Genomic DNA, 1,982 nt, shown 5'->3' with positions numbered 1-1,982 from the left:
CATCAGGAGAAGTTGTGGCTTCATCTGGACAAACCCTACTACGGGGCCGGAGACAAAATTTGGTTCAAGGCATACCTCGTGGATGCGACCGAGCACAGGACGGACACCCTGTCCAACTTCATATACGTAGACATCGTAGACCGGAAAGGAAAAACCGTGCTCGCAAAGAAAATAAAGCGGGATTCGTGCGGTTTCGCCAACAACTTCGAGATTCCGCACGTATTCCCCGCAGGGGATTATACGCTCCGGGCATACACCGGATGGATGACGAACTTCGACCCCGCATTCTTCTTCCAAAGGAACATCCGCATCGGAAACTCCCTATCCGGACGCGTAAACGCCGCGGTAACATACACCGATCCAAAAAACGGAACCCCCCAGGCCATCGTGCGATTCACCGGCCCGGACAGCGAACCCTATCCGGACGTAAACGTCCGGTTCGAGGTGTTCGACCGCAATGGTAAACGAATATCCGCAGCGCAGCAGAAAACCACCGTAACAGGAGCCGTATTCGTAGACCTGCCGCCCGATTCCATACGGCAAGGAGGGTACGTAAGCACCGCGATAGACCAGGGCGAGCTCTTCTTCAAAAAAGAGTTCTTCTTTCCCGAGGACTCCGTGCGCGTGGCCGTAAAGTTTATGCCCGAAGGGGGAGACCTCGTGCCCGGCGTGCCGCAGATCGTCGCTTTCAGGGCCGAACGATCGGACGCACGCACGGCCGAGGTCGAAGGCGTCGTAACGACTGCGGACGGGGATACCGTCGCCCGATTCGCCAGCGAGCACGACGGAATGGGATCGTTTCTGATCATCCCGAAGACAGGGGAACGCTACGTTGCGACCGTGGCGGCGCGCACGGGGGATACGCTGCGCGTAGAGCTCCCTGAAGTCGACGACGACGGGTATGCGCTCGCGGCCGTGCAGACCCCGGACGAAGTCCGTTACCGGGTAAACCGAGATCCGGACAAGGGGTTCGAACCCATGACCGTCGTCGCGCACGTCCGTGGAAAATGCATCGGAATACAAAACCTGAACCCGATGAATCCGACCGGACGGTGGAAGACCGATTCGATACCCGAGGGAATACTCCACCTCGTGCTGATCGACAGCTCGCTCAGGACGCGCAGCGAGCGAATCCTGTTCGTGGCCCATCCGCACGACCGGGAAAGGTGGGAGGCGGCCTCCGACAAACCGCGCTACGAGCCCAGGCAGAAGGTCGTTATCCGGATCAGGCTGACTGCGGCTGACTCGACGCCGCTGGGGGCAGACTGCTCGGTCAGCGTGACGGACAGGAAAACCGTCGCGACCGATTCGCTCGGAGAGGACATTCGCGCGAACCTGCTGATGACTTCCGACATACGAGGATATGTCCGCAATCCGGGGTATTACTTCCGCGACGAATCCCCTGCGACCAGGCATCACAGGGATCTGCTCATGCGTACGCGCGGGTGGAGAAGGTTCGACTTCGCGAAGATCGCAGACACCGCCGCGTTCAGGCCCGAGCGGTTTTGCGAGCACGGGCAGTTCATCGCGGGACACGTGACCGGAATGATGGGAAAGGACGCGCCGCTGGCCAGGGTGACCGCCGTAGCCCTTAACAGAGAAAACGTGTTCGGAACCGCGGTCGCAGACGAACGGGGAAACTTCCTGATCGACGGGCTCGACTTCCGGGACACCACCCTGTTCATGGTGACGGCGAAGACCAGGAGGGGAAAGCCCGTGCAGGCGGTTGCCATCGAAGAATCCTATCCGAGACCTGCCTTCCTGAGAAAGAATCCTTTCGAACCGGAAACGGAAAAAAACGCAATGAACCGCTATCTCGAAAATACGAAAAAAGGTCTTCTCGATTTGAACGGAGAAAAGGTATACGAACTCCCCGGGGCAGTCGTAAGGGCTGTGGACCCTAGAAAACCAAAAGGGAATACTTACGGAACATTACTCGACACTGCTGCGCTCGCTAAATATAAGCCCATGTCCCTGTATAA

At 58.2% G+C, this 1,982-nt stretch carries 1 protein-coding gene; it reads left to right on the top strand.

Features of this window, described 5'->3' with window-relative positions:
* On the top strand, positions 1-1,982 hold a 1,982-nt coding region (locus C1A08_RS13315), incomplete at both ends, for a hypothetical protein (RefSeq protein ID WP_180951589.1).

This window comes from Alistipes sp. cv1, from assembly GCF_900240235.1.
Taxonomy (GTDB): domain Bacteria; phylum Bacteroidota; class Bacteroidia; order Bacteroidales; family Rikenellaceae; genus Alistipes_A; species Alistipes_A hominis.
Note: the sequence above shows the minus strand (reverse complement) of the source record. Positions and strands in the feature narration are given on the sequence as shown.